The organism is Burkholderia sp. E168m15, from assembly GCF_016586105.1.
Taxonomy (GTDB): Bacteria; Pseudomonadota; Gammaproteobacteria; order Burkholderiales; family Burkholderiaceae; genus Burkholderia; species Burkholderia orbicola.
Map to the genome: position 1 here is coordinate 48,765 of NZ_BCPO01000226.1, position 20,603 is coordinate 69,367.

Here is a 20,603-nt window from a genome sequence, read left to right on the forward strand (position 1 = left end):
CCTCGTTACGCTGTTCGTTTTAACCACCACCTGAAGGACTCGAAATTTTTATGTTTCTTCCGTTTCTGTTGTCACTCGCATCGTTCGTCTCAATGATATACGGTACACGTTCACGTACGATCTCTTTGTTCGTCGTCGCACTGATCTCCACACTTTTCTCATTCGCTCATCACGCGACAGATTCGCTCAATCTATCCCTCTAAATGACATCGCGATAATGGAAATGAAGATTCCACGAAACGATAGCAACGACAACGCGACGACGAACAATACGCTAGATGTTCTTGCATTAATTGCGATTAGTGCAGCACTGCTCATCGCATTCTATTATCAACTTGCATTCAATGAGCTACCCTGTCCACTTTGCTTACTGCAGCGCGTCGGATTGATCCTCGCCGGGATCGGATTCGCAATGAACGTCAGATACGGCGTACGTGGCACCCATTATTGCTGCATGCTCGTCAGCGCTGTCGCAACCGGCGTCATCGCAGGTCGTCAGGTACTGCTACACATCTCACCTGATTCAGGAGCGTATGGTTCAGCTCTGTGGGGCCTCCATTTCTACACATGGTGCTTTATCGCGTCGGTGTTGATCATTTTGTATGTTTCCTTGCTGCTTGCCGTCCGCCACACAAGCCATACTGTGCAACCCGCGTCGCTGAGTACCAGCGGGCGAATCGCGATTGCAGTCTTCGGGCTTACGATCGTCGCCAATCTCGTATCGACATTACTCGAATGCGGTGGCGGTCAGTGCGCGAGCGATCCCGTCGTGTACGAACTGCTCGAACATTTCCGAAATAATTGAGTATTCCGGGAAGCGGGCAGTGTTTCATGTTAAATGATGGTATTTTCGAAAATAAAATCAATGTCGTGTGCGATACGCACGGACAAGCACCTGAGGAACTCCAGCACATCCATCAATTCGATCCCGCACATTTGAAATTTCGGCGAGTAACTTGCTCAAAGCAAGTGAAGTTGTATCGGAATCGATGTCACATGCCTACCGTGCGGCGCAACACATGCGGAGTGTCAAGTCGTAGAATAGGTTGACAGTATCTCGACCCTAGAACGCCCGATGCACCGCATCGGGCGTTCTGTATTTCAGGCTTCAGGATCGTTAATGGTTGTAGATGCGCGCCAATTGCTCGACCATTTTGACGGCCTGCGCCACGCCAGCGGGACGTCGCAAGAAGAACTCGCCTTAGAAGATGCCGTTGATCCGCTTGGCCAACGGGTTCTGATATCAGTCGTGTCCGTCCGTCATCGCAGGCGGATTCAACCGGTCGATGCAACACACTACACGCTGGGTAAGCAGTGGAGGTGTTGCTAATAAAACAGCGGCGCAGGATCTGCCACAGCGAGCCTCAAAAAGCATTGACGTTGGAGCGGTGGCGCAAAGGTGACACGCTACATCAGATTGCCCAACTGTTCGATCGCCACCGTTCCTCTATTCAGGGAATTCTTGTCAGGATCGGTGGAATACGGCCAAGGTTTCGGTAGATTCTGGTAATGCCGGAAGTGATGGTGTCATTGCGTCGTCTTATGATACGCCCGATGCGGCATGATTGGCAGCCGCGCGGCGCGCTGCACATCGAACAATCCATCTCGTCCTGCTTGATGCCTCGTTCGACGAACGCCGGTCCGAGCAAGTGATGCAATTTACGCTTCCCAGCCGCAGCTGACGCAGTCGCACGTCGCGCGCATGCCCGCCCAAGACAAAATGCTCGAGGCGCCGAACTTCGAGTTCCCCGACAGAGGCAAGGGCGCGAACCAAGCCGCCGCGGCCGCGCACCTCGGCGCGCGCATCACGATGGCCACGAAAGTCGACGATGACTCGCTCGTGGACAACAATATCCGCAAGGTCGCCATTGCCGGTGCCGAATTTCACATCATTCGCCGCCGCTGCGGCAATCTCTGCGCTCGCCATCGAATCGCGCACCGCACGCTGCCTCCTGCGAGAATGCTCTCAAACCGATGAGTTGCACCTATTCACCCCAACTTACGCTGCCGATCGATGGTGTTCAATGTCGCGGGGACAGATTCGGCGTCACGGCTTGCGCATACCGCCATAGTTGCTATGCTATTTCAAACAGACGCCCTAAGGATCAGCGATCAATGCTACGCCTCCCGTTCGTTGCGTCGCCCTATCCCGATGAAATATTCGGCTCATGGCTTGCGCGAGTCTGTCTGCACAATGCAGTTGATGGGAACTCATTGCTACGAAAAATCGGCTTTACCGCCCCCTCTCGCCAAGCCCCCTTCGATATCCTCCCATTTACCAAAAGAGTAAACAACCTGTGCGACATTCTCGAAATTGAATACGAAGACATACTTCTTAATTACACAACGCTACCATATCGCCTTACGTTTGGCGCTGCAGAAATTCGAGATGGGTATTTACTCGGCACGCGTTCCCTGCCAAAACTATTCAGCGACAAACACAACCCGACATCGGTGCGCAATGGAACTAACCACATTAAATCAAAAGATAGATCAATTCGATATTGCCCACACTGTCTATTGAAAGACTACCAAACGTATGGAGAACCATACTGGCATCGATCAAATCAGCTACCAAATATCGAGCATTGCCCTCTTCATCAAATTGCTCTTCGACGTACTTGCCCGATATGCTGCCACGCCGTATTACTTCAATGCGGACTCCTCGCTGCCGCCAGTCTGCGGTGCATATGCGGGCATGATTTGACCGAAGACGCTGACGATATCTCTCCATCTGACGGACAAAAAATCTTGACAACCCTGAGCATTGAAGCGCTAAATAATCGCATCTTTTCTCACTCATTCCGTCAAGTCGACTCATTTTTGAGACATATAATTCGGCCCATTAGTTACGAGAAGCTTCTATCATCTGCTTTTGGAGAATTTCAGATCGAAAATGGATCGTATATCTTCCACTCATACGACAACAAGCTAATTACAACAATTCCCACCAGACATGAATTTCACCGACCCGGCGATTGTTGCGCCGTACTTTCCGCCTCTAAAATAAAATTAGAAAATTTTTTCACATCAATCGATGAATCTATCAAACAAAACCACCGCGCGCCGAAATTGCCATTAACCTTGACAGTCAGCATTCCAAAAGCGCGCGAGTTATTTACAGAATACACCACGACCAAACATCGCCCATTTAACTCAATGATCCAGTATAGATGGTATTGGTTATTAAGAATTTTTGATCAAAATTGGGTTCAGCTTCAGCGCCCCGAATCAATGCGCCGATGGATTCATCGACTGCCATCGATACAAGAAGATCGAGAAAAAATCAATACCACACTCCATCACAAAGGAAACACCTCACAAACCTGGCACGTTATTGTTTATTCCCCGGTGTACCATCGCGCAATTATTCGAGATGGAGATTGGCTAGCTACGATCAAAAGTCAGGCCGCACCCCAAGCCCGGAACAAGAGGAATACATTAAGCCCCCTCCTCCTCAAACGGGCTTCGCTTCTTTTTGAATCCCTGCGACTTTTTTCGCATGAATTCGGATGCCCACACGCAATTCGCTTGATTGATCTTGCAAAAAACTCCAACCTAACGATATCCCAAGCTAGAATAACCATCAATAAACACACCGAACTCCATGCCGCATTTAAATCATCAAATAGCAACCTGAGAGAAAGACAGCTTCGATGGGCGCTTGAACAACTTGTTTTAAAGCACTCCGCCATAACAACAAGCAACATTATCTCAAAGGCCAGCCTTTGGCGGACTCAGAAAATCAGCGCGCTGGCTGATCAAATAATCTCAGAGTTCAAAAAAACATATAAATCCCCCGAGCAAACAAATTCTCAAAATTAAAATCCCCCAACGCCAGTCAAACCCAGCACCAGAGCAAACTCCCAGACCAGCCAGACTATTAGTAATTCGCCAATAGCATCCCACCAACCCAAATCGCCACCCACAACCGCATCGCATGCGACCTTGCCGCGCATATCGACGCACACAACATAACATTCCTCTTATTAGAAATATCCACACGTTTTTCCATCGTCGTAATTTTCCATAATTATATTTCTTTGCCTTCGATCATCCTGCTCTTTATTTGACAAGTAATCTAGGCGTTCAAATTTTCCATAATAATTGTCACCCAAAGGATGGCCGCTACGACACGCGGCTGGCGGGCAGCGGCGGCAGCGCGCCCGACTTCCGCTGCACGGCCGAGGCGTCGCACGACCGGACGCTGCCGGACGCCTTCGCGCCGTTCTTCGACGACTGGCGCACGGCCGTCGCCGCGCTGTCGCTGCAGCACGCGGCCGTCGCCCATGTGGAAGACTGCGATCGTCTTGCCCATGCGTCGATCGACCTGCCGATCGACGTCGACGCGGTACGGCCGCTGAAGACGGTCGGGCCCACCGGCGGCGGCGACTTCCTCGCCCGCATCGGCGCGACCGGCGAGCCGCTGTGCTTCGTCGTGCCGGACGTCGCATTCCGCGTGCTGTCCGAGCGGCTGCTGTAGCGCGCAGCTCAGGCAGCCGGGCGCACAGGCGCGCCCTCGCCGCTTTCGTCCGTGAGCCGTCCCGCGTAATCGCGCGCGAATTGCACCGCGATACGGCCCGAGCGCGCGCCGCGTTCGAGCGCCCACTGCAGCGCGGGCTCGCGCGCCGCACGAATCTGCGCGTCATCGAAACCGGCCGCGCCGAGGCGGCTCTCGACGACGGCAAGGTACTCGTCCTGCGTGAAGCCGTAGAACGTGACCCAGATCCCGAAGCGCTCGGACAGCGAAATCCGCTCCTCGACCGCGTCGCCCGGATGCAGTTCGCCGTTCTCCGCGCGCGTCACGTTCGCGTTGTCGCTCGCCTGCTCGGGCATCAGGTGGCGCCGATTCGACGTCGCGTACACCAGCACGTTCGACAGGTCGCTCGCGACCGAGCCGTCGAGCACCGTCTTGAGCCCCTTGTAGCCGGTCTCACCGGCCTCGAACGACAGGTCGTCGCAAAACACCAGGTAGCGCTCGGGCCGCGTGCGCACCAGCTCGACGATCGCCGGCAGATCGTTCAGCCCTTCCTTGCTGACCTCGATCAGCCGCAAGCCGTGCGCTGCGAACGCATGCAGGCACGCCTTCACGATCGACGACTTGCCGGTGCCGCGCGCGCCGGTCAGCAACACGTGATTGGCCGCGAACCCGTGCACGAACTGCCGCGTGTTCCGCTCGACGATCGCCGCCTGGCGGCCGACGTTGCGCAGCGCGTCGAACGCGACGAGCGCGGGCGCGGCGATCGGCTCGAGCGGCGCCGTTTGATGGCCCGCGCCGAAACCGCGCCAGCGAAACGCGATGGCCGCATCGAAATCGACGGCCGCCGGCGCGCGGGTGCCCGCGAGCGCCTCGAGCGCGGTCGCGATCCGTTCGAGCTGACGCGCGAGCGCCGGCGCGGCGACCGGCGCCCGTCCGTCCGGCAGCGCGGCCACCAGGTCCTGCATGTCGGGATGGGCGCTCATTGACGGACTCCTTGCGCCCCGCCGGCCTGAAACGGAAAGCGCTGCGCGATCGCGACGCCGAGCAGCGCGACGCTGCCGCCGATCAGGTGATACAGCCGCAGCGATTCGCCGAGCAGCACGATCGCGCCGGCGGCCGTCATCACGGGCAGCAGGTTCATGAACATCGCGCAACGGCTCGGGCCGAGCAGCCGCACGCCCTGCATCCACAGATACGGGAGCACCACCGACGCCAGCACGCCGGCGTAGAGGATCAGCGGCACGCTCGCGCGCGTCGGCCACGCGGCCTGCGCGGGCAAGCGCAACAGCATCGGCACCATGAATACGAGCGCGGCCAGCGCCTGCACGTAGGTCGACTGCCAGGCCGGCAGCGCGCCGATGCGCCAGCGCTTGAGCAGCACGCCGTAAAGCGCGTACGCGGCCGATGCGGCCAGCATCAGCAGGTCGCCCGGATGCACGCCGCGCGCGGCGATCGCCGTTGGATGCCCTTCGGCGATCAGGTAGACGACGCCCGCGAGCGACAGCACCCCGCCGCCGATCATGCCGGCGCCGGGCGGATCGCCGAGCAGCAGCGAGCTCAGCAGCATCGTCATCAGCGGTACGAGCGCGGTGATGATCGCCATGTTGGTCGCGCTGGTCGTCTTCGCGGCCTCGTAGGACAGGCTCTGGAACAGCGCCATCGCGAGAAAGCCGAGTGTCGCGAGCTTCGGCAGGTGCGCGACGAGCACCGCGCGATTGCGCCACGCGGGGCGCAGCGTGAAGACGCTCATCAGCGCCACCGCAAGCAGCAACCGGTAGAACGTGATGGCCGACGGGTCGATCGTCGAGGCGGACAGCTTCGACACGACGACGTTGCCGGCCCACAGCGCGATCGCACAGAAGGGGAGCAGAAAAGGAGACTTGTTCATCGCGTTTGACGGATTAATATCGTGACAGGGAGGCTGGCGTGAATCGGAACGCCATCGTGCCCGCCCGCCCACTGCCTGTCTCACGCCAAAATGTCACGACTTGTCGCCAATCGGACACGCGAGTCCACCCCGCCGTTTGCGCACCTTCGCTACGAATCGACGCCGATGCCCGTGTCGGCGATGGCGGCCACGTACGTGCACGGCACGTCGATCGCGCCGCACCGCCATCGACGCGCGCAATTGCTCTACGCGATCGAGGGCGTGATGCACGTGGAATCGGAAGGCGCGTCGTGGATCGTGCCGCCGACGCGCGGCGTCTGGCTCGAAGCCGGCCTCGACCATACGGTGCAGATGAGCGGCGACGTGCAGATGCGTACCGTGTTCGTCGAACCGGGCGCGGTCGAGCACCTGCCCGCGCGCAGTTGCGTCGTCGAAGTGCATCCGCTGCTGCGCGAGCTGATTCTCGCCGCGGTCGACGTGCCGCTCGATTACGCGCCGGGCTCGCGCCACGATCACCTGATGCGCCTGCTGCTTGCCGAAGTGACCGTCGCGCCGCTGTTGCCGCTGTACCTGCCGTGGCCGCACGATGCGCGCCTGCGGACGATCTGCGACACGCTGGTCGCCACGCCCGACGACCTGCGCACGATCGCCGAGTGGGCCGACCTGCTCGGCCTGTCGGTCCGCACGCTGCATCGCGCGTTCCGGCGCGAGACGGGGCTCAGCTTCCGCCGCTGGCGCGAGCAGGCGCGGCTGCTGCTCGCGCTCAAGCGCCTGGCGCACGGCGAGAAAGTGCTGACCGTGGCGATGGATCACGGCTACAGCAGCCAGAGTGCGTTCTCCGCGATGTTCAAGCGGCACTTCGGGATGTCGCCGTCGGCGTTTTACGCGTAACGGCCGCGCTGCCGATACCGCTAGCGCGCCGCGATTGCCGCGATGAAGCATGCGCATGCGGCGGCCGACGCCACCGTGCGCACGTGATTCCACCTCGTCCAGTCGTGCAGGTAGCGCGTCCACAGCGCCGCGCCTTGCGCCGTGGCCGGATCGGCCGCGGCGAGCGCGTCGTTGAGCGGCACGTTGACGGCCATCGTCACCGCGAACATGCCGAACACGTAAAGCACGCCGCCGGCGAGCGCCGCCATCGCGCCCGGCGAGTCGCGATCGAACAGCGCGATCACGACGAGCGCGAGCGCCATCAGCGTCGTGCCGAGGAACAGCGGCATGAACGGCGAACGCACGATGTCGACGTTGATCGCGTTCATCGCGGCCGCGCCGGCCTGCGGCGCGAGCCGTCCGAGCGACGTCATCACGAACGTCGAGAACGCGAAGTACACGCCGGCCATCAACCCGCAGCCAATGGCCGAACCCCACAGCAACGCTGAAGTCACGAACGCGATCATGGTCAGGCGCTCCATACGCCGGTCGCGGCGACCGCGCGCGCATAGTCGGCGAAATCGCGCGCCGGGCGCCCGAGCGTGGCCTCGACCCCGTGCGTCACCGCGCTGTTGCGCCCGTCGAGCACCACGTCGAACAGGTCGTCGAGCAGCGCGACGACCGGCTCCGGCACACCGACCTCGCTCAGCCCCGCGACGAATGCATCGTGCGGAATCTCGCGGTAGGCGATCGGCCGCCCGGCGGCCCGCGCGATTTCGCCGACCGCTTCGGCGAACGTCAGTGCGCGCGGGCCCGTCACCTCGATCACGCGGCTCGCGAAGCGCGCATCGGTGAGCGCGGCCGCGGCAACGTCCGCGATGTCGTCCGCATCGACGAACGGCTCGCGCACCGCGCCGACCGGCAGCGCGACTTCGCCGGCCAGCACGCCGTCGAGCAGATAGCCCTCGGAGAAGTTCTGGTTGAACCAGCTTGCGCGCACGACACCCCAGCCCACGCCCGACGCCTGCAATGCAGCCTCGGCCGCCTGCGCACGCGGCTCGCCGCGCCCGGACAGCAGCACCACGCGCTCGACGCCGCTCCCCCGCGCGAGCCGCGCGAATCCGGCGATCGCCTCCACCGCGCCTTCGACGGCCAGATCGGGCTGGTAGGTCACATAGGCGGCCGACACGCCGTCGAGCGCGGCGGGCCAGGTCTCGGGCGCCGTCCAGTCGAAGCGAACGGCCGACGTGCGCGACACCGGCCGCGTCGCGAGGCCGCGCGCGCGCAGCCGGGCATCGACGCGGGCGCCCGTCTTGCCCGAGCCGCCGACGATGAGGATGGGAAGGGCCGACATGTGCGTCTCCTTTTTCGAAAAACACGATAGACTCTCGCATTAGCAACGTCAAGTTTTTCGGGAGACAGCATGGGCCGACAAAAATCGGGGCAGAACGACGAGCCCGACGCGGCGGCAGCGGACACGCCGGCGCGCGCGCGGCTGGTACCGACGCAGCAGCGCAGCCGCGAGCGGTTCGAGCGCATCCTCGCGTGCGCGTCGGACGTGATGATCGAGAAAGGCTGCGATGCGTTCCGGATGAGCGACATCGTCGAACGCACGGGCATCTCGTTCGGTTCGCTGTACCAGTACTTTCCGGACAAGGCGGCCGTGATCGGCACGCTCGCGGAGCGCTACAACGCAGTCGGGCACGACTGCGTGCGGCGCGACCTCGCGGGAATGAAGACGCTCGACGACCTGCACGCCACGCTCGCGCGCATCACCGACAGCTACTACCGGATGTTCGTCGACGAGCCGCTGATGCGCGACATCTGGCGCGCGACCCAGGCCGATCGCGCGCTGCAGGCGCTGGACCGCGCGGATGGAGAATTCCTGGCCGGCCTGTTCGCGGATGCGTTGGCGGAAGTCGCGCCCGACACGACCCGCGCGCAGCGCAGCGCATTCGCCGAGCTGATGATGATCCAGATCGCGGCGGCCGTGCGCCACGCGATCACGCTGCCGCCGAAGGCGGCGCGGCGGTTGCTCACGATGTTCAAGCGCATGCTGCCGCGCGATCTGGCGGTGCTCGACGCGTGATCGCGCCATGCGTGCCGCACAATGCAAGCGGCCGCCCGAAGGCGGCCGCGCGAAGTGGGATGAAGCGCCGCTTACTTGCTGTAGTCGTACACTCCACGCCCGGTCTTGCGCCCGAGCCGCCCCGCCGACACCATCTCGCGCAGCAGCGGGCACGCACGATACTTCGGATCGCCGAAGTCCTTCACGAACACGTCCATCACCGCGAGGCACACGTCGAGGCCCACGAGGTCGGCCAGCGCGAGCGGCCCGATCGGGTGGTTCGCGCCGAGCTTCATCCCCGCGTCGATCTCCTCGGCCGACGCGATGCCTTCGGCCAGCACGAAGAACGCTTCGTTGATCATCGGCACCAGGATCCGGTTCACGACGAAACCCGGCGAATTGCGCACACCGATCGGCGACTTGTCGAAACGCTCGGTCAGCGCGCGCACGGCCGATGCGGTCGCGTCGCTCGTCTGCAGCCCGCGGATGATCTCGACGAGCGGCATCAGCGGCACCGGGTTGAAGAAGTGCATGCCGAGAAAACGCGACGGATCGGCGAGCGGCGCCGCGAGCGCGGTGATCGAGATCGACGACGTGTTGGTCGCGATGATCGCGTCCGGACGCGCGACCGCCTCGATCTGCTTCAGGATGCGGCCCTTCAGCTCGACGTTCTCGGTCGCGGCTTCGATCACGATGTCGACGGCGGCGAGCTTCGCGTAGTCGGTCGACGTCGTGATGCGCGCGAGCGCCGCATCGCGTGCGGCCGCGTCGAGCTTGTCCTTCGACACGAGCCGCTCGAGGCTGCCCTTGAGCGTCGCGAGGCCCTTGTCGAGCGCGGCGTCGCTGACGTCGATCATCACGACGTTCAGTCCTGCAACGGCGGCGGTTTGCGCAATGCCGTTACCCATGGTTCCGGCGCCCACGACGCCGACGGTTTCGATGGCCATGACGATTCCTGTGTATTCGGAGGCTGAGCGGTCGATTATCAGATGTTCTCGAAGATCGCCGCAATCCCCTGGCCGCCGCCGATGCACATCGTCACGAGCGCGTAACGCCCGCCGATGCGCTTCAGCTCGTACAGCGCCTTCACCGTGATCAGCGCGCCGGTCGCACCGATCGGGTGACCGAGCGAGATGCCCGAGCCGTTCGGATTGACCTTGGCCGGATCGAGGCCGAGCTCCTGCGTGACCGCGCACGCCTGGGCCGCGAATGCCTCGTTGGCTTCGATCACGTCGAGATCGCTGATCTTCAGGCCCGCGCGTTCGAGCGCCTTCTGCGTGGCCGGCACCGGGCCGATACCCATGTACGCCGGATCGACGCCCGCGTGCGCATACGCGACGAGGCGGGCGAGCGGCTTCACGCCCTGCGCGCGTGCGGCGTCCGCGCTCATCATCAGCACGGCGGCCGCGGCATCGTTGATGCCCGACGCGTTGCCGGCCGTCACGGTGCCGTTCTCCTTCGCGAACACCGGCTTGAGCTTCGTGAAATCGTCCGCGCTCGCGTCGTGGCGCACGTGCTCGTCGGTATCGAACGCCACTTCGCCCTTCTTCGCGCGGATCGAGATCGGCAGGATCTGGTCCTTGAAGCGCCCTTCCGCGATCGCACGCGCCGCGCGACGATGCGATTCGAGCGCCAGCGCATCCTGCGCGTCACGCGAGATGTCGTATTTCTTCGCGACGTTCTCGGCCGTCACGCCCATGTGGATCGTCTGGAACGGGTCGTGCAGCGCGCCGAGCATCATGTCGACGAGCTTCGCGTCGCCCATGCGCTGGCCGAAGCGCGCGGCCGGCACGGTGTACGGCGCGCGGCTCATGCTCTCCGAGCCGCCGCCGATCGCGACGTCGGCATCGCCGAGCATGATCGTCTGCGCGGCCGATACGATCGCCTGCAGGCCCGAGCCGCACAGGCGGTTCACGGTCAGCGCCGGCGTGTGCTGCGCGACGCCGCCGTTGATCGCCGCGACGCGTGCGAGATACATGTCCTTCGGCTCGGTGTTCACGACGTGGCCGAACACGACGTGCCCGACCGCGTCGCCCGGCACGTTCGCGCGCGACAGCACTTCGGCGACCACCTTCGCGCCGAGGTCGGTCGGCGAGAAATCCTTCAGGCTGCCGCCGAAATCACCGATTGCGGTACGGACACCGCTCACCACCACGACTTCCTTCGCTGCATTGCTCATCGTCTCACTCCGGTTCGTTCGCGCCCGCGGGCGCGGGGATGCGTTGCGTTACATGTTCGGGTAATTCGGCCCGCCGCCGCCTTCGGGCGTGACCCACACGATGTTCTGCGTCGGGTCCTTGATGTCGCAGGTCTTGCAGTGCACGCAGTTCTGCGCGTTGATCACGAGGCGCTCGCCGCCGTCGTCGTTCTTCACGAACTCGTACACCGCCGCCGGGCAGAAGCGCGCCTCCGGCCCCGCGTACGTGCGCAAGTTCACGTTCACCGGCACGCTCGCGTCCTTCAGCGTCAGGTGCGCCGGCTGGTTCTCCTCGTGGTTCGTGTTCGAGATGAACACCGACGACAGCCGGTCGAACGTCAGCTTGCCGTCCGGCTTCGGATACGCGATCGGCTCGCACTGCGACGCCGGCTTCAGCATCTCGTGGTCCGCGTGCCGGTGATGCAGCGTCCACGGCACGTTGCCGCCCATCACCTTCTGCTCGAGCCCCACCATCAGCGTGCCCAGGTACAGGCCCTTGGCCATCCACTGCTTGAAGTTGCGCGCACGGTACAGCTCCGTGTACAGCCACGATTGCTTGAACGCGTCCGGGTACGCATTGAGCTCGTCCGACTGGCGGCCGGCCTGCACCGCGTCGAATGCGGCATCGGCCGCCAGCATGCCGGTCTTGATCGCCGCGTGGCTGCCCTTGATCCGCGACGCGTTCAGGAAGCCCGCGTCGTCGCCGATCAGCGCGCCGCCCGGGAACACCGTCTTCGGCAGCGACAGCAGGCCGCCGGCCGTGATCGCGCGCGCGCCGTACGACACGCGCTTGCCGCCTTCGAGGAATGCGCGGATCGACGGATGCGTCTTGTAGCGCTGGAATTCCTCGAACGGCGACAGGTACGGGTTCGTGTAGCCCAGGCCCACCACGAAGCCGACCACCACCTGGTTGTTGTCCATGTGATACAGGAACGAGCCGCCGTACGTATCGGACTTCAGCGGCCAGCCGGCCGTGTGGATCACGAGGCCCGGCTTGTGCTTGGCCGGGTCGATTTCCCACAGTTCCTTGATGCCGATCCCGTACGCCTGCGGATCGGCGTTCGCGTCGAGCTTGAACTTCGAAATCAGCTGGCGGCCGAGGTGGCCGCGGCAGCCTTCGGCGAACAACGTGTACTTCGCGTGCAGCTCCATGCCGAGCTGGAAGTTCTCGGTCGGCTCGCCGTCCTTGCCCACGCCCATGTTGCCGGTGGCGACGCCTTTGACCGAGCCGTCGTCGTTGTAAAGAATTTCCGCGGCGGGGAAGCCCGGGAAGATCTCGACGCCCAGCGCCTCGGCCTGTGCTCCAAGCCAGCGCGTGACGTTGCCCAGCGAGATCACGTAATTGCCGTGGTTCTTGAAGTTGTCCGGCAGCGCCCAGTTCGGCGTGGTCACCGCGCTCTTCTCGGACAGGAACAGGAAGCGGTCTTCCGTCACCTCGACGTCGAGCGGCGCGCCGCGCTCCTTCCAGTCGGGAAACAGCTCGGTGATCGCGCGCGGGTCCATCACCGCGCCCGACAGGATGTGCGCGCCGATCTCGGAACCCTTCTCGAGCACGCACACGCCGATCTCGGTGCCTTTCTCGGCGGCCAGCTGCTTGAGCCGGATCGCCGCCGACAGCCCGGCGGGGCCGCCGCCGACGATCACGACGTCGTATTCCATCGATTCGCGCGGGCCGTATTGCGCGAGCAAGTCCTGTGTGGTCAAAATCCTGTCTCCTGCTGCGTCCCGACCGTCAGTGGGTCAGAACTGGTCTTCCGTCAACGCGAGCACGCTCTCGTTGCCCTTCGCGCCGACGATCGACGCTTCGAGTGCGCCCGCCTGCACCAGCACGTGCTCCGCATAGCATTGCGCGATCGCGATCTTCGCGTCGAAGAACGCAACGTCGCTCGCACGGTTCGCGTGAGCGGCCAGCAGCGCGCGCGCCATTTGCCATCCGCACAGCACGACGCCCGCGAGCTTCAGGTACGGCACGCTGCCCGCGAACACCGCGTTCGGGTCCTGCTTCGCGTTCGCCAGCACGTAGTCCACCGCCGACGACAGCGCCTGCGCGCCCTTCTCCAGTTGCACCTTCATCGATGCGGCCGCCGCGCCGTCCAGCTTGCCGAGCGCCGCGACGGTCTCGCCGATCTCGGCGATCAGCGCCTTGGCAACCGCGCCGCCGTCGCGCAGCGTCTTGCGGCCGACGAGGTCGTTCGCCTGGATCGCGGTCGTGCCTTCGTAGATCGCGAGAATCCGTGCATCGCGGTAGTACTGCGCGGCGCCGGTTTCCTCGATGAAGCCCATCCCGCCGTGCACCTGCACGCCGAGGCTCGCCACATCGTTCACCATCTCCGTGCTCCAGCCCTTCACGACCGGCACCAGATATTCGTAGATGGCCTGATGACGCGCGCGCGTCGCCTCGTCAGGATGGCGGTGGGCAATGTCGCTGTGCGCGGCGGCCACATAGGCCAGCGCCCGCGCGCCTTCGGTCAGCGCACGCATCGTGCCCAGCATCCGGCGCACGTCCGGGTGATGGATGATCGTCACCGACTGCTTGGCCGAGCCGTCCACCGGGCGGCTCTGCACGCGTTCCTTCGCGAATTCGGCCGCCTTCTGGTACGCGCGATCGGCCACGCCGATCCCCTGCATCCCGACCCCGAAGCGCGCCGCGTTCATCATGATGAACATGTATTCGAGGCCGCGGTTTTCCTCGCCCACGAGATAGCCGATCGCGCCGCCGTGGTCGCCGTATTGCAGCACCGCCGTCGGGCTCGCCTTGATCCCGAGCTTGTGCTCGATCGACACGCAGTGCACGTCGTTGCGCGCACCGAGCGAGCCGTCGTCGTTGACCATGAACTTCGGCACGATGAACAGCGAGATGCCCTTCACGCCTTCCGGCGCGTTCGGCGTGCGCGCCAGCACCAGGTGGACGATGTTGTCCGCCATGTCGTGCTCGCCCCACGTGATGAAGATCTTGGTGCCGAATACCTTGTAGGTGCCGTCGCCCTGCGGCTCCGCGCGCGAGCGCACCAGCGCGAGGTCGGAGCCGGCCTGCGGCTCGGTCAGGTTCATCGTGCCGGTCCATTCGCCGGAGATCAGCTTCGGCACGTAGCGCTGCTTCTGCTCGTCGGTGCCGGCCGTCAGCAGCGCCTCGATCGCGCCGTCGGTGAGCAGCGGACACAGCGCGAACGACAGGTTCGATGCGTTCAGCATCTCGATGCACGGCGTCGCGATCAGCTTCGGCAACCCCTGGCCATCGTATTCGGCCGGATGCTGCAGCCCCTGCCAGCCGCCTTCGACGAACTGGCGGAACGCTTCGCCGAAGCCCGGCGTCGCGGTCACGACGCCATCCTTCCAGCTGCTCGGGTTGCGGTCGCCTTCGACGTTCAGCGGCGCCAGCACCTCGCCGCAGAATTTCGCGGACTCGTCGAGCACGGCCTGCGCCGTGTCGTAACCGGCATCCTCGAAACCCGGCAACTGCGCAACGGCGTCGATGCCCGCGAGTTCCTTCAGCACGAACAGCATGTCCTTGACGGGGGCGTTATAGCTCATGGTCGATGTTCCAATCAGGCGGTGAATAGGGCGCCGGGGGTACGGTACGGCAAAACCGGCCAGAACCGGCGACGTGATGGGCCATCCTAACGCCGGGGTGCCGGATTTTCATTGTCATATCCGGCCCACATGGTGACAAAATCGGCCACGTCACGCACCAGCGGCGCCCCCCGCATGCGGCGGAGAAGCCCGTCTGGCGGGCATCAGCGCCCGATTTGTCCGCATCGGAAATCGCGATAAAGCGCGCCAAAAAAGCGATCAAGCGCGCGCCCGCCTGCCCGGCTCGAGCGGCAAAGGGGCGCCTGTTATGGGAGTGTCCGCTGAAAACCGGGCCATGAAAACCGCAAGGGAACCGCTTATGGGATTCGATCCGGAAAGCTGCGACTTACCGCCCCGCGCCCGCGTCACGCCCGACGCCGGTACGTCCCTGGCGTACTCCCCGTCCAGTGCCGGAACGCGCGATGAAACGCGCTCGGATCGTCGAAGCCGATATCGGCGCCGATCGCCGCGATCGTGTCCGGCGTGTCGGTCAGCCGCTGGATCGCGATATCGCGCCGCAGCTCGTCCTTCAGCACCTGGAACGTCGTCCCTTCGGCGGCCAGGTGGCGGCTCAGCGTGCGCACCGAACAATGCAGGTGCTCGGCCGCCTGGTCGATCACGGGCAGATCCGGCAGCGCGGCCGACAGGTACTGCCGCACGCGGTGGCACACGAGCTGTTCGCTGAACGATTCGAAGATCCAGTCGCCGGGCGCACGCGCGAGAAACTTGCTCAGGTTGCGCTTGCTCTGCCGGATCGGCGCGTCGAGATAATCGGCGCTGAAGCGCATCAGCGTGCGCGCGCAGTCGAACTGCACGGCGCCGGTGAAGAAGTACAGGTGATCGACCGCATGGCGCGGCCGCGGGCACGCGAACTCGATCTGCAGCAGCGGGATCTTCTGGCCGATCAGCCAGGAGCACACGCCGTGCACGAGCTTGAGCATCAGCTCCTGGCCGAGCGCGCCGATCGGCCCAATGGCGTCGTTCGGGCGCAGCAGCACCTGCGCGACGAGATCGTCGCGCTTCGATTCGACGAAGAAGTCGTCGAGCAGGATATGGAAGAATTGCCCGAAACGATGCAGCGCCGTTTCGAGGTTGCGCGCATCGAGCAGGCTCAGGCACAGGTACTTCAGCGTGCCGCCGCGCAGCGGCCGCGAGAAGATGCCGGGCATCTCGTCGTCGAGATCGATCGCGAGCGTGCGGTACAGCGTCGAGAACTGCTCCTCCGTCACACGCGCGTGCGGCTCGCCGAGCAGCTCGATCGGAATGCCGGCGCCGCGCAGGTAGCGCTCGACCACGTCGCGCTGCACGCCCGCGCTCGCGAGAAAGCCGTTGACGAGCGAGATCGGCACCGTCGCGCTCGGCGAAGGCAGCGCACGCCCGGGCCGGGCGGAAAGTGAATCTGAGCCGGTCATCGCGTCCCCGTCGATCGAACCGAGCGCATTGTACTTGAGCGGCCCGCGCGCCACCTTCGGGGTCGTCGGCGCACCGAGCCGCGCAGCCGAGGCCGCGCGGCGCGCCGCTCTCATCAGTCGGTGCGGCTGAGTTCCCGGCGCAGGATCTTGCCGACCGTCGACTTCGGCAGCCGGTCGACGAAGCGCACGAGCTTCGGCACCTTGTACGCGGCCAGGCTCGCGCGGCAATGCGCGACGAGTTGCGCTTCCGTCACGTCTGCGTCCGGCGCAAGCACCACGAACAGCTTGACGGCCTCGCCCGTGCGCGGGTCCGGCACGCCGATGCACGCGCATTCCGCGACGCCCGGCAGCGCGGTCGCGACCGCTTCCACCTCGTTCGGGTACACGTTGAAGCCGGACACGATGATCATGTCCTTCTTGCGGTCGACGATCCGCAGGAAGCCGGCCGCGTCGAACACGCCGACGTCGCCGGTGCGGAAATAGCCGTCCGCCGTGAACGCGGCCGCGTTCGCGTCCGGTTTCTGCCAGTAGCCGCTCATCACCTGCGGCCCCTTCACGCAGATCTCGCCCGCTTCGCCGATCGCCACCTCGCGATCCTGGTCGTCGAGCAGCTTCACGTCGGTCGACGGCAGCGGCAGGCCCGTGGTGCCCGTGAAACGGTCGATCGACTGCGGGTTGAACGACACGACCGGCGACGTTTCCGACAGCCCGTAGCCCTCGCGGATGAAGTTGCCGGTCACTGCCTTCCAGCGCGACGAGATCACGTCGATCACCGCCGCGCCGCCGCCGGCCGACAGCTTCAGCCGCGACCAGTCGACCTCCTTCAGCCGCGGATGGCCCGCCAGCCCCGCGTACAGCGTGTTCACGCCGACGAACACCGTCGGCCGCGCGGCCTTCAGCACGTCGATGAATCCGTCCATGTCGCGCGGGTTCGCGACGAGCCAGTTCTGCGCGCCGATCGCGAAGTAGGACAGGAAGTTCACCGTCAGCGCGAAGATGTGATACAGCGGGATCGCGGTGACGACGACTTCCTCGCCCGGCCGGCGCGCATCCGGCACGATCGCCGCGAACTGCGCGATGTTCGCGACGAGGTTGCGATGCGACAGCGCCGCGCCCTTCGACAAGCCGGTCGTGCCGCCCGTGTATTGCAGCAGCAACAGGTCCGCGCCGCTCAGCGCGACCGGCTCGCACGCGAGCGACGCGCCGGCGGCGATGGCCTGCGCGAGCGCGGTCGAACCGGGCGGCAGCGCATCGCACGTGCCGGCCGGCGCATCGACGACGCCGAGATCCTCGCGCCCCACGCTCAGCACGGTGCGCACGCGCGTGCCGCCGACCACGTCCGCGAACGTGCCCATCGACCCGCCGCAGACGACCGCCACCTCGACCCCGGCGTCGTTGAGCTGATGCTCGAGCTCGCGCGCGGTGTAGTGCGGATTCACGTTGACCTGAATCGCGCCGATCTTCGCGACGGCGACGAACACGACCGGGAACGCGAGCACGTTGGGCAGCATCACGGCCACGCGATCGCCCTTGCGCACGCCGACCACCTGCTGCAGATACGCGGCCAGCGCGGTCGACAGGCGTTCGACGTCGGCATAGGTGAGCGTGCGGCCGAACGCATGGAACGCCGGACGATCGGCGAAGCGGCGCATCGTGTCGTCCAGCAGCGCGCTGACGGAAGGATGGCGATCGGCGTCGATCTCGGCGGGGATCGAGCCATACGACCCGGTCCAGTGTCTCTTCGTCATGTCTCACTCCTCTTTGGACGGCACGCCAGCCTGCGTACCGTTCGCACGGCGGCCTGCACGCCCGAAGGACGCGGGCCGCCGCCTGACCGGCGACTATCGCCCGCGCGACGCGCTTTGCAAATGATCCGGGCGGCCGAAAACATGATCGAAACGGACACACGCGCACGCCGGCGTGTCCGGGCAACCCCGTCGGACGCCGCCACGCGCATATTCCCGGGCGCGAATTGCAAAGCAGCAAGCGGCATGGCGCGGCGTGCCGCCGTTCCTCATAATCGACGACCGTCCCTCATTCGCCCAGACCATGCAGCCGCTCGCCCTGGCCCCCGCCGACACCTTCTCGTCCGTTCGATTCCTGCTGACCGACATGGACGAGACCCTGACCCATCGCGGTCGTCTGGCCGCGCAGACCTATGCGGCGCTCGAGCGGCTGCAGACGCGCGGCATCCGCGTGATTCCGGTCACCGCCGCGCCGGCCGGCTGGTGCGACCAGATGGCGCGGATGTGGCCGGTCGACGGCGTGATCGCGGAGAACGGCGGGCTCTTCATCCGGCGCGGCGCGGACGGACACGGCGCCGAACGCCGTTACTGGCATGCGGACGATGCACTCGACGACGCGCGCGACGCGCTCCGGCGCATCGCGCAGCATGTCGGGAAGGCCGTCCCCGCCGCCCGCCACGCGGACGACCAGGACTTCCGCCTGACGTCGCTCGCGTACGCCCGCAGCGGCGGCGACCACGACCAGCGGATTCTCGACGCGCTGATCGAGGCCGGCGCGGACGCGACCATCAACAATCTGTGGGTGATCGGCTGGGTCGGCGGGTACGACAAGCTGTCGATGTCGCTGCGCGTACTGGCGGATACGTTCGGCGTCGATGCCGGTGCGGCGGCCGGTTGCGTCGCCTATTCGGGCGACTCCACGAACGACGCGCCGATGTTCGGCTATTTCGCGCATACGGCCGGCATGAGCACCGTGGTCGAGTATCTGCCGCAGTTGCCCGCGCCGCCGCGCTGGATCACGCAAGGCCCGGGCGGCAGCGGCTTCGTCGAATTCGCCGACGCGATCCTGCGCGCGCAGCCCGGCGATCGGGGCTGACCACTCGCGCAGGTCAACACGTGGACCGCCTCGCGAAACCGTTCGCGCGGCAGGCAGGCGTCTTCCAGGCCGGGTGATGCCGCGTGGCGCCGGCGTGTATCAGGGTGAACCCGGTGGCGGATGGGACCGTTCCCGCGCAGAATTGCGTGCCGTCAACGATATCGATTCGGACGCAGGACCCGCCATGCCGCGCAGTGCGCTCTTGAAACCGACCGACGCCCGTCCCGCCCGGCTGCCGGACGCCGCTTCCGCCCACGCGTTGCGCGAGCAGCGCTTCACGCCGGCCAAGCTGGCCGTGCTGGTCGACGTGGCCGCGCAAGCCGGCCTCGACCCGGCGACGGTGCTCGCCGGCACCGGCCTCGCACCGGCCGACGTCGCGGACCCGTTCGCGCTCACGTCGCCGCTGCAGTTCCTGACGGCCGCGCGCAATGCGGTCGGCCGGTACGACGGCACCGACCTCGGCGTGCGCGTCGGCCGCCGGCTGCACGCGTCGAGCTACGGCATGTACGGCTACGCGATGCTGTGCTCCGAATCGCTCGCGCATGCGTTCGATTCGGCCGTCAAGTATCACCGGCTCGCGAACGGCATGCTGCCGATCCGCTGGGTCGAACAGGGCGATACCGCATCGTGGCTGTTCCCGGACCGGCACGAAGTCGCGCTGCCCGATCTCGACGCGCCGCTGTACCGTTTCCTGATCGACATGCAGTTCGCGCTGCACGTGACGATCATCAAGGACGTGATGGGCGGATGGTGCGTGCCCGCGCGTGCGCAGTTCGCGCAGCCGCGGCCGCCGCACGGCGCGCTGCTAGCCGACGCGCTCGAATGCCCGATCGCGTTCGACCAGCCGCATCACGTGCTCAGCTATCCGGCGGCGTGGCTTACGCGCGCGCCGCAGCTCGCGAACCCGATCACCGCCGCGCAGGTGTCGTCGCACTGCGCGCAGTTGCTCGACGAATTGCGCAGCCAGTCGGGCATCACGCGGCGCGTCTACGAGGAACTCACCCGCACGCCGGGACAATTCCCGGACATCGACGCGATCGCCGAGATCCTGTGCATGACCTCGCGCACGCTGCGCCGCAAGCTCGAAGCCGAAGGCACGTCGTACAGCGAACTGCTGACGAGCGTGCGCAAGGCGCTCGCGATCGACTACCTCAGCACGACCACGCTCAGCACCGAGGACATCGCGCTGACCCTCGGCTTCAGCGATGCAGTGGGATTTCGCCACGCGTTCAAGCGCTGGACCGGCACGACGCCGAGCGACGTGCGGCGCAAGCGCG

General features: G+C 64.8%; 19 protein-coding genes and 2 pseudogenes. 9 read left to right on the forward strand and 12 right to left on the reverse strand.

Translation table 11 applies throughout. The features are described 5' to 3' along the window. The first annotated feature begins 50 nt into the window (after positions 1 to 50). On the forward strand, positions 51 to 203 hold the full coding sequence (locus JMF86_RS35450) for a DUF5993 family protein (protein ID WP_226248821.1): 153 nt from the start codon (positions 51 to 53) through the stop codon (positions 201 to 203). A gap of 14 nt (positions 204 to 217) precedes the next feature. Continuing rightward, complete coding sequence (locus JMF86_RS34470) at positions 218 to 805, forward strand: disulfide bond formation protein B (RefSeq protein ID WP_201317457.1); 588 nt, start codon at positions 218 to 220, stop codon at positions 803 to 805. 258 nt (positions 806 to 1,063) lie between these two features. On the opposite strand, the pseudogene JMF86_RS35230 reads toward JMF86_RS34470, so the two are convergent. Continuing rightward, a pseudogene (locus tag JMF86_RS35230) lies at positions 1,064 to 1,268 on the reverse strand (integrase core domain-containing protein); the annotation flags it as partial. Positions 1,269 to 1,530: 262 nt separating this feature from the next. Continuing rightward, a pseudogene (locus JMF86_RS34475) lies at positions 1,531 to 1,699 on the reverse strand (IS3 family transposase); the annotation flags it as partial. 3 nt (positions 1,700 to 1,702) lie between these two features. Between JMF86_RS34475 and JMF86_RS34480 the strand changes: the two are divergent. From JMF86_RS34480 to JMF86_RS34490, 3 genes are all read left to right on the forward strand, one after another. Continuing rightward, positions 1,703 to 1,978, forward strand: coding sequence for a hypothetical protein (locus JMF86_RS34480; protein ID WP_201317458.1), 276 nt, complete (start codon positions 1,703 to 1,705; stop codon positions 1,976 to 1,978). Between the two features lie 137 nt (positions 1,979 to 2,115). Then, positions 2,116 to 3,825 carry a TniQ family protein gene (locus JMF86_RS34485; RefSeq protein ID WP_201317459.1) on the forward strand — a complete coding sequence of 570 codons (1,710 nt, stop codon included), beginning with the start codon at positions 2,116 to 2,118 and terminating at the stop codon, positions 3,823 to 3,825. Between the two features lie 244 nt (positions 3,826 to 4,069). Further along, entirely contained in the window at positions 4,070 to 4,483 is a 414-nt protein-coding gene (locus tag JMF86_RS34490; protein WP_236593062.1) for a hypothetical protein, read from the forward strand. Between the two features lie 8 nt (positions 4,484 to 4,491). On the opposite strand, the gene JMF86_RS34495 is transcribed toward JMF86_RS34490, so the two are convergent. Both JMF86_RS34495 and JMF86_RS34500 read right to left on the reverse strand, forming a co-directional pair. After that, positions 4,492 to 5,463 (reverse strand): ATP-binding protein, encoded by a 972-nt coding sequence (locus tag JMF86_RS34495; protein WP_201317460.1) that lies wholly within the window; start codon positions 5,461 to 5,463, stop codon positions 4,492 to 4,494. After that, positions 5,460 to 6,368 carry a DMT family transporter gene (locus JMF86_RS34500; protein ID WP_027811578.1) on the reverse strand — a complete coding sequence of 303 codons (909 nt, stop codon included), beginning with the start codon at positions 6,366 to 6,368 and terminating at the stop codon, positions 5,460 to 5,462. The genes JMF86_RS34495 and JMF86_RS34500 overlap by 4 nt, the downstream gene beginning before the upstream one ends. Positions 6,369 to 6,458: 90 nt before the next feature. On the opposite strand from JMF86_RS34500, the gene JMF86_RS34505 reads away from it, so the two are divergent. After that, on the forward strand, positions 6,459 to 7,259 hold the full coding sequence (locus tag JMF86_RS34505) for a helix-turn-helix transcriptional regulator (protein ID WP_201317461.1): 801 nt from the start codon (positions 6,459 to 6,461) through the stop codon (positions 7,257 to 7,259). 20 nt (positions 7,260 to 7,279) lie between these two features. Here JMF86_RS34505 and JMF86_RS34510 read toward each other — a convergent pair whose 3' ends face one another. Continuing rightward, positions 7,280 to 7,765, reverse strand: a complete 486-nt coding sequence (locus tag JMF86_RS34510; RefSeq protein WP_011545743.1) for a DUF1772 domain-containing protein — start codon at positions 7,763 to 7,765, stop codon at positions 7,280 to 7,282. 2 nt (positions 7,766 to 7,767) lie between these two features. Continuing rightward, positions 7,768 to 8,592 (reverse strand): NmrA family transcriptional regulator, encoded by an 825-nt coding sequence (locus JMF86_RS34515; protein WP_201317462.1) that lies wholly within the window; start codon positions 8,590 to 8,592, stop codon positions 7,768 to 7,770. Positions 8,593 to 8,661: 69 nt separating this feature from the next. Between JMF86_RS34515 and JMF86_RS34520 the strand changes: the two genes are divergently transcribed. Beyond that, a complete protein-coding gene (locus JMF86_RS34520) occupies positions 8,662 to 9,327 on the forward strand; it encodes a TetR/AcrR family transcriptional regulator (RefSeq protein ID WP_201317463.1) in 666 nt (221 codons plus the stop codon). A 71-nt stretch (positions 9,328 to 9,398) separates the two neighbouring features. On the opposite strand, the gene JMF86_RS34525 is transcribed toward JMF86_RS34520, so the two are convergent. From JMF86_RS34525 to JMF86_RS34550, 6 genes are all read right to left on the reverse strand, one after another. After that, the gene (locus tag JMF86_RS34525; protein ID WP_006489742.1) at positions 9,399 to 10,253 is read right to left on the reverse strand and encodes a 3-hydroxybutyryl-CoA dehydrogenase; all 855 of its coding nucleotides are present in this window, start codon (positions 10,251 to 10,253) and stop codon (positions 9,399 to 9,401) included. A 38-nt stretch (positions 10,254 to 10,291) separates the two neighbouring features. Then, positions 10,292 to 11,485, reverse strand: coding sequence for a beta-ketothiolase BktB (gene bktB / locus JMF86_RS34530; RefSeq protein ID WP_201317464.1), 1,194 nt, complete (start codon positions 11,483 to 11,485; stop codon positions 10,292 to 10,294). 48 nt (positions 11,486 to 11,533) lie between these two features. Beyond that, positions 11,534 to 13,162: an electron transfer flavoprotein-ubiquinone oxidoreductase gene (locus JMF86_RS34535; RefSeq protein ID WP_374039690.1), complete on the reverse strand. Its 1,629-nt coding sequence runs from the start codon at positions 13,160 to 13,162 to the stop codon at positions 11,534 to 11,536. An 81-nt stretch (positions 13,163 to 13,243) separates the two neighbouring features. After that, positions 13,244 to 15,034 carry an acyl-CoA dehydrogenase gene (locus JMF86_RS34540; protein WP_027805601.1) on the reverse strand — a complete coding sequence of 597 codons (1,791 nt, stop codon included), beginning with the start codon at positions 15,032 to 15,034 and terminating at the stop codon, positions 13,244 to 13,246. Positions 15,035 to 15,438: 404 nt separating this feature from the next. Further along, positions 15,439 to 16,599, reverse strand: a complete 1,161-nt coding sequence (locus tag JMF86_RS34545) for an AraC family transcriptional regulator (protein WP_201317466.1) — start codon at positions 16,597 to 16,599, stop codon at positions 15,439 to 15,441. Then, positions 16,599 to 18,233: an AMP-binding protein gene (locus JMF86_RS34550; protein WP_201317467.1), complete on the reverse strand. Its 1,635-nt coding sequence runs from the start codon at positions 18,231 to 18,233 to the stop codon at positions 16,599 to 16,601. The genes JMF86_RS34545 and JMF86_RS34550 overlap by 1 nt, the downstream gene beginning before the upstream one ends. Before the next feature lie 301 nt (positions 18,234 to 18,534). Here JMF86_RS34550 and JMF86_RS34555 point away from each other — a divergent pair, with 301 nt between their 5' ends. Both JMF86_RS34555 and JMF86_RS34560 read left to right on the forward strand, forming a co-directional pair. After that, positions 18,535 to 19,326: an HAD-IIB family hydrolase gene (locus tag JMF86_RS34555; RefSeq protein ID WP_201317468.1), complete on the forward strand. Its 792-nt coding sequence runs from the start codon at positions 18,535 to 18,537 to the stop codon at positions 19,324 to 19,326. A 184-nt stretch (positions 19,327 to 19,510) separates the two neighbouring features. After that, the coding region (locus JMF86_RS34560) for an AraC family transcriptional regulator (RefSeq protein WP_201317469.1) at positions 19,511 to 20,603 on the forward strand (1,093 nt) is incomplete at its 3' end.